The following is a 6,046-nucleotide window of genomic DNA, read 5'->3' as shown; positions in this document are numbered from 1 at the left end:
ATGTCGAAACCACAGTTCGGCGAGAAAGTCAAAAAGCAGGTCACGTCCCTCGCACAGAGCGGCCGCGTTCAGGATCGCATCGACGAGGAACAGATGCGCGAGCTCCTCAAGGAGCTCCAGCCGGAACAGAAGAGCTTCGACATCCGGCGGCGGTAGATGGAACTCGCGCTGTTGTACAGCGGCGGGAAGGACTCCTCGCTCGCCGCCATCCTGCTCGACCGGTTCTACGACGTCCGGTGTGTCACCGGGAGCTTCGGGCTCACCGACGACTGGGAACACGCCGAACGGGCCGCCACGGAGCTCGGGTTCCCGTTCGATCGCGTCGAACTCGATCGCGCAATCGCCGAGGAGGCGGCCGAGCGCATGATCGCCGACGGCTACCCGCGGAACGGGATCCAGCGGGTCCACGAACACGCCTTGGAGACGATCGCGGAACGCGACGTCGACGCGATCGCCGACGGAAGCCGCCGTGATGACAGGGTCCCGACCGTCTCCCGCGCACAGGCACAGAGCCTCGAGGACCGTCACGACGTCGACTACATCTCCCCGCTATCGGGGTTCGGCCGACACGCCGTCGACCGGCTCGTCGAGGTGACGTTCGAGGTCAAACAGGGCCCCAGCGAGCAGATCCCGAAGGCCGACTACGAGGCGGAGCTCCGGGCGCTCATCGCGGCCGATCACGGCGAGGACACCGTCGCAGCGGTGTTCCCGGCCCACAACCAGACGTACGTTCGCGGTCGACACGACTGATCCATCAGCGCCCCCGAAAGGATGGTTTCAAGCGGGCGCTCGCCGAACCGGTCCCCATGTACGACGGACTCAAGGGGTTCCGCGAGTTCTACTCCGGAGAACAGTCGGCCCGCCGGGAGGTGACGGACGCGATCGAGGACGCCGCCGCCCGATACGGGTTCCGCGAGGTCGCCACCCCGGCGCTCGAACGGACGGCGATGTACGTCGACAAGTCCGGCGAGGAGATCGTCGACGAGCTGTACGCATTCGAGGACAAGGGCGGCCGTGGCGTGTCGCTGACCCCGGAGCTCACCCCGACCGTCGCGCGGATGGTCGTCGCGAAGGGCCAGGAGCTCTCGAAGCCGATCAAGTGGCTGTCCACCCGTCCCTTCTGGCGCTACGAGCAGGTCCAGCAGGGCCGCTTCCGCGAGTTCTACCAGACGAACGTCGACGTCTTCGGCTCCGCCGCCCCGGAGGCCGACGCCGAAGTGCTCGCGGTCGCCGCCGACGCGCTCACCGCCCTCGGGCTCACCGGCGACGACTTCGAGTTCCACGTCTCCCACCGCGACATCCTCGGCGGACTCGTCCGCGCGCTCGCCGACGACCCCGACGCGGTCGACACCGGGGCCGCCATCCGTGCGGTCGACAAGCGGGCGAAGGTCGACGACGGCGAGTACTTCGGACTCCTCTCCGACGCCGGGCTCGACCGCGCGACCGCCCGCGAGTTCGACGACCTCATCACCGGCGTGGAGACGGTTGCCGACCTCGACACGGTCGCGGCCGCCGGCGGCGAGGACGTCGAAGCCGCCGTCGAGAACCTGCGGAACGTGCTCGCCGCCGCCGCCGACTTCGGCGCGGGGAGGTTCTGTGAGGTCTCGCTCACGACCGCCCGCGGGCTCGACTACTACACCGGCGTCGTGTTCGAGTGTTTCGACTCCACCGGCGAGGTGTCCCGCTCCGTCTTCGGCGGCGGCCGGTACGACGACCTGATCGAGAGTTTCGGCGGCCAGCCCACGCCGGCGGTCGGCGTTGCCCCCGGCCACGCGACGCTCAAGCTCCTCTGTCAGCGCGCCGGCGTCTGGCCGGACGAGGCACTCTCGACCGACTACTACGTCCTCTCCGTCGGCGACACGCGCGAGAAGGCGGCGGAGATCGCTCGCGGCCTCCGGGAGCTTGGCCACGTCGTCGAGAGCGACGTCTCGGACCGCTCGTTCGGCGGCCAACTCGGCTATGCCGACTCGATCAACGCCGAAACGGTCGTCGTCGTCGGCGAGCGTGACCTCGCCAACGACGAGGTGACGGTCAAGGACATGGCGAGCGGCGACGAGACGACCGCCCCGGTCGACGAGTTCCCGCCGGCGTCAGGCCGCCCGACGTACGAGGACTACGAGTAGTCGTTTCGGCGGTGCCGACGACGGGGGTACCGCCACGCCATAGTCGCGGTCGTTAGCGATCGAGACGACCGCCGGGCCGGATGCGAACGGATCTACCAGGTTCCGGGACGGATCGACCGATTAACCCCAGTTCCGGCGGTCGTGAAGCCGCCGGACCGACAGGTCGAGCCAGTAGCCGATGAAGCCGATCACTAGCATGATCGCCGGGACCTCCGCGTAGGCGAACCGGTCGCGGGCGTCGAGGATGAGATAGCCCAGCCCGGTGTTGACTCCGAGCATCTCCGCCGGCACGAGGATGATCCAGAGGATCCCGATCGATAGGCGGATCCCCGTCAGCATGTCCGGGATCACGGCGGGGACGACGACCCGGCGCAACAGCGCCCGGGTGTCGCCGCCGAGCGACTCGCCGACCGCGATCCAGTCCTCGTCGATCGTTGCGACTCCATGAGCCGTGTTCAACACGATCGGCCAGAGTCCGGCCATGAACATCACGAACACCGCCGAGCGGGTCCCCACGCCGAACACGATGATCGCGATCGGGAACCACGCGAGCGGCGAGATCATGCGCATGAACTGGAAGAGGACGGTCGTCGCCCGCTCGGCCGCGCCAAAGTACCCCACGACCACGCCGACCGGGAGCCCGACCGCCAGACAGAGGCCGAGCGCGACGGCAAAGCGGTAGACGCTGACGAACACGTGGTCGTAGAACGCCGGCGAGACGACGAGCTCCGCGAGGACGGCAACCGTCGCCGCCGGCGCGAAGTTCGTGATGACGCCGCTGCCGAACGCCGTCACCGCCCACCAGACGGCGAGACCGCCGAGGAGCCCGACCGCCGGCAGCAGGCGCCCGACCCCCCCGACCAGCTCAGAACCGTATCGTCTCTCGTCTCTCGTAGCCATCGTCCTCGGAAACGTCGAACGCCGGCGGGCCGCCGGCTCCTTCCAGCGCCGTGCGAATCGGGTCGTACGCCACGAGGTCGTCCGCGACGGTCTCCGGATCGAGGTCGTCGAGGAAGGCGTCCTCGCCCTCCACGCGGGTCTCGCGCATCCGGCGGACCAGCTCCTCCGTGTACGACGGGTACGGGTACGGGTAGAAGCCGATCCGCTCGGTATCCCACTCCTCGTTGCGGATCGCGCCCGACTCGAGGTACGGCTCGTGGTCGGCGTAGTGGGTGAGTGCCCGGTTGATCGGCTTGGTCCCCTGCGGGAGCAGGCCGGTCCCCTCGTTCGAGAGCAGCTCCGCGGCCTCGGACCGGTTCGCGCGGAGGTACTGCTGGGCGTCGACGAGGCCGCTCATCACGTCGGTCGTCCACTCCGGGTGCGCCTCGACCAGCTCCTCGCGCATCACGACGACACAGCAGGCGTGTTCGCGCCAGATGTCGCCGGTGAACCGGAGGATCTTCCCGCCGGCGTCGAGCTCGCCGATCGCGTTGAACGGCTCGGCGACGATGTACCCCTCGATGGAGCCGTTGTTCAGCGCCGCGGGCATGTCCGGCGGCGGCGTCACGACGAGGTTGACCTCGTCGTCCGCCACCTCGTCGGCCGAGGAGTCCGTCCGCGGCGTGAGTCCGTGCTCCCGGAGCCCGATCTGCAGGATGACGTTGTGGATCGAGTACCAGAACGGGACGGCGACGGTGCCGCCGCCGAGGTCGTCCCACCCGCCAATCTCCGGGCGGACCGTCAGCGCCGAGCCGTCCGTGTGGTCCCACGCGACGACGTTGACGTTCGCGTCCAGCTCGTCGCCGTAGCGCATCCACACGGTCATCGGCATCAGGAAGTGAGCGACGTTGACCTCGCCGGAGAGGAACGCCTCCGCGAGGTCCGACCAGCCGCGGAACAGGGTCGGCTCCGCGGCGTCGACGCCGTGGTCGGCGAAGTAGTCGTTGGCGTATCCCGTCAGGAGCGGCGCGGAATCGGTGATCGGTAAGTAGCCGATCTCCGCGGTCGGGGGGCCGTCCCCCTCCGCACCGCCGAGACAACCGGCCGTCGACCCCACGCCGGCCGCCACCAGCGACGCCAGGCCCGACTCCTTCATGAACTCGCGTCGCGAGAGCCCGCTGGTGCGGGCCGTCTCCGAGGGGTTCCGCCAGCCGGCCCCGCCGACGAGTTTGCGCGCGCTCTCGGCGACGCCGGGATCGACGTCGTCGTCGGTCGCGCCGTGGTCGTGGGTTCGATGCCGTCCGTGATCGCGGCTCCGATCCGCGCCATGTTCGTGGGTTCGATGCCGCCCGTGATCGTCGTGTGAGTCGTGTGAATCGTCTCCGTGTGTCATTCTAACCCCACCGCCTCGAGGCGTTCGAAGGTCCGTGCTCGCTCCGCCAGGAACGCCTCGTCGTCCCGCGACCGCGTCTCGCTGTCGATCCGTTCGACGTGTTCGATGCCGGCCGGGATCGCCCCCATGATGGCGACGCGGTCGCCGAGGTACACCGCCTCGTCGATGTCGAGGGTGACGAACACCGCGGTCACGCCGAGCTCCTCGACGACCCGGAGCAGTTCGTCTTGAAGCTCCATCTTCGTCAGCTGGTCGAGCGCCGAGAACGGCTCGTCGAGCAACAGGACCTCGGGCTCGTTCGCGAGCGTCCGCGCGAGGGAGGCGCGCTGGGCCATCCCGCCGGAGAGGCTCGACGTGTCGGCGTCGGCGACGTCCGCGAGACCGACCAGCTCGAGCAGCTCGTCGACGTGGTCGTCGTCCGGCTCCTCGCCGCGCAGCCGCGGGCCGATCTCGACGTTCTCGCGCACGGTGAGCCACGGGTACAACAGGGGGTCCTGGAAGACGACGCCCCACCGGTAGTCGGGGCCGGTCACGGGCTCGCCGTCGATCGCGACGCGGCCGCTCGTCGGCTCCTCGAGCCCCGCCAACAGGTGAAGCAGCGTCGTCTTGCCGCAGCCGGACGGGCCGAGCAGACAGTGGACCTCGCCGGGCGAGACCGTCAGGTCCAGCCCGTCGAAGACGAGCGTCCCGTCGTACCGCTTCGTCAGGTCGTGGGCCGTGACCGGGGCCGCGTCGGTCGACCGATCGACGCCGCTCTCGACCGCCCGGGTCGCGGCAGCCGAGCCGTCGCGGCTCGTCTCGTCCGCCGTCGGGGACTCGAGCGACATCGGTCAGTCCGCCGTCGCTTCGGCTTCCGCCTCGTCCTCGTCGGGCTCGGCGTCGGCGTCGGATCCCGCGGCCTCGTCGTCGAGGATCACGTCGTCCTCGTCGAGCTCCTCGGCGGTCCCGATATCGGCGTCGTCCGGGACGAACCCTCTGTCGCGCATCCAGTCCGTCGTTGCTCCGATCCGGTCCTCGTCGGGAGCGCGCACGGGGAGGAACTCGCGCAGCTCGAACTCCCCGCGGAGGCGCTCGAAGTTCACGTCGTCGAACGCCTCGTCGCCCGCCGCCTCGGACTCGAGCAGCTCGACGTACCGCTCGGTGTACCGGTCGAGGTCGTCGTTGATGTCCGCGACCGCGCGGTTCAGCGCCGCGAGGAATCCCTCGAGGGTCTCCGGGTCGGGCTGTTCTCGCGTCGTGATGGCCGCGCGGCACGGGCCGTCGAACACCTCCTTCAGTTCCTCGTCGTAGCGGCCAAGGGTGACGAACGGTTCCAGGACCGCGATGGCGTCGACCGCGCCCGCCTTGACCGCCTCGAAGCGGTCCTCGGCGGAGCCGACGTGTTCCAACACGATCTCGTCGTCCGCGAACCCCTCGTTCTCGAGCATCTCCCGCATCGAGTAGAAGGAAGTCGCGTACTTGTTGATCCCGACGGATCGGCCGCGAAGGTCGTCTACCGTCTCGGCGTCGTCGTCGTCGTCGACGAACACCACCCGGTCCCACTCGCTGTAGGAGCCGACGATGTCGCGGTCGGTCTCGGAGACCTCCTGGACCGCGTTCCACTCACAGACGCCGTGGGTGCCGCCGTCCTCGTCCATGTCGTCCCACCAGT

Annotated in this window: 7 protein-coding genes; 3 read left to right on the top strand and 4 right to left on the bottom strand. The window is 69.3% G+C overall.

Features of this window, described 5'->3' with window-relative positions; translation table 11 throughout:
* The 3 genes from Q0916_RS03620 to hisS all read left to right on the top strand — a co-directional run.
* Nucleotides 1-156, top strand: a 156-nt coding sequence (locus tag Q0916_RS03620; protein ID WP_299234515.1) for a DNA-binding protein, incomplete at its 5' end; no start/stop codon positions are given.
* Nucleotides 157-750 carry a DUF7411 family protein gene (locus tag Q0916_RS03615; protein ID WP_299234512.1) on the top strand — a complete coding sequence of 198 codons (594 nt, stop codon included), beginning with the start codon at nt 157-159 and terminating at the stop codon, nt 748-750.
* Nucleotides 751-806: 56 nt separating this feature from the next.
* Nucleotides 807-2,123: a histidine--tRNA ligase gene (hisS, locus tag Q0916_RS03610; protein WP_299234509.1), complete on the top strand. Its 1,317-nt coding sequence runs from the start codon at nt 807-809 to the stop codon at nt 2,121-2,123.
* Nucleotides 2,124-2,243: 120 nt separating this feature from the next.
* Here the strand turns inward: hisS and Q0916_RS03605 are convergent, their stop codons facing one another.
* From Q0916_RS03605 to Q0916_RS03590, 4 genes are all read right to left on the bottom strand, one after another.
* Nucleotides 2,244-3,023, bottom strand: coding sequence for an ABC transporter permease (locus Q0916_RS03605; protein WP_299234507.1), 780 nt, complete (start codon nt 3,021-3,023; stop codon nt 2,244-2,246).
* Nucleotides 2,989-4,395, bottom strand: coding sequence for an ABC transporter substrate-binding protein (locus Q0916_RS03600; RefSeq protein ID WP_299234504.1), 1,407 nt, complete (start codon nt 4,393-4,395; stop codon nt 2,989-2,991). The genes Q0916_RS03605 and Q0916_RS03600 overlap by 35 nt, the downstream gene beginning before the upstream one ends.
* Nucleotides 4,392-5,222, bottom strand: coding sequence for an ABC transporter ATP-binding protein (locus Q0916_RS03595; RefSeq protein ID WP_299234501.1), 831 nt, complete (start codon nt 5,220-5,222; stop codon nt 4,392-4,394). The genes Q0916_RS03600 and Q0916_RS03595 overlap by 4 nt, the downstream gene beginning before the upstream one ends.
* A gap of 3 nt (nt 5,223-5,225) precedes the next feature.
* Nucleotides 5,226-6,046, bottom strand: an 821-nt coding sequence (locus Q0916_RS03590) for an ABC transporter substrate-binding protein (protein ID WP_299234498.1), incomplete at its 5' end; no start/stop codon positions are given.

Origin of the sequence: Natronomonas sp. (assembly GCF_028274965.1) — an archaeon.
Classification (GTDB): Archaea; Halobacteriota; Halobacteria; order Halobacteriales; family Haloarculaceae; genus Natronomonas.
This window is presented reverse-complemented; position numbering and strand designations above follow the sequence as displayed.

Excerpts from the sequence above, each read along its gene's own strand:
- Q0916_RS03615 (WP_299234512.1), top strand. The coding sequence starts at position 157 with ATGGAACTCGCGCTGTTGTACAGCGGCGGGAAGGACTCCTCGCTCGCC.
- hisS (WP_299234509.1), top strand. The coding sequence starts at position 807 with ATGTACGACGGACTCAAGGGGTTCCGCGAGTTCTACTCCGGAGAACAG.
- Q0916_RS03605 (WP_299234507.1), bottom strand. The coding sequence starts at position 3,023 with ATGGCTACGAGAGACGAGAGACGATACGGTTCTGAGCTGGTCGGGGGG.
- Q0916_RS03600 (WP_299234504.1), bottom strand. The coding sequence starts at position 4,395 with ATGACACACGGAGACGATTCACACGACTCACACGACGATCACGGGCGG.
- Q0916_RS03595 (WP_299234501.1), bottom strand. The coding sequence starts at position 5,222 with ATGTCGCTCGAGTCCCCGACGGCGGACGAGACGAGCCGCGACGGCTCG.